Raw genomic sequence first — 640 nt, forward strand, 5'->3', positions numbered from 1 at the left:
GGCGGATTCAAAACTGAAGCGCAACACCTGCCAACCTCTAAGGTCAGCAGATGCACTCCTCTCCTTCGCACTACCAGCAGCTCCAGCCTGAAGAGCGCGTCACCATCGCCAGCCTGACGCAGCAGAACCACAGCGTGCGGGCAATTGCCCGGCAACTGCGACGCTCCCCGGCCACCATCAGTCGGGAATTAAGGCGCAACGCCTGTTCATTTGGCTATGGCAGCGCTCGTGCCCAGTGCCAGTCCTCGCAGCGCAGATGCTCAGGCAGACCTGCGATCAAGCTGCACCCCGAGTCGATCTTGTTCGCCCTGGTGATCCACCTGCTGCGACTACGCTGGTCGCCTGAACAAATTGCCCTGACACTGGCACGCTTGTATCCCCAAGGCCATGAGTACCGCGTGTCACACGAGAGCATCTACAACTGCATCTACGCCATGCCCGTGGGCGAGTTGCGCAAGGAGCTGATTGCCACCTTGCGCCATGCCCACAACAAGCGGCTTCCGCGCAGCAAAGGTAAAGATCGAAGAGGCCAGATTCCTGACATGCTGAGCATCCATGTGCGCCCGCCCGAGATCGAAGACCGCCAGTTCCCGGGGCACTGGGAGGGTGACCTGATCAAGGGTGAAGGCAATGCCAGTGC

The 640-nt window shown here is 60.5% G+C and carries 1 protein-coding gene; it reads left to right on the top strand.

Annotation, left to right across the window (positions count from 1 at the left end):
- Positions 1-50 precede the first annotated feature (50 nt).
- Positions 51-640 (top strand): IS30 family transposase (locus tag AC07ZH_RS20495; protein WP_495201121.1); only part of this gene is annotated, 590 nt, incomplete at its 3' end.

Source organism: Simplicispira sp. GW247-4R2A (genome assembly GCF_059424465.1).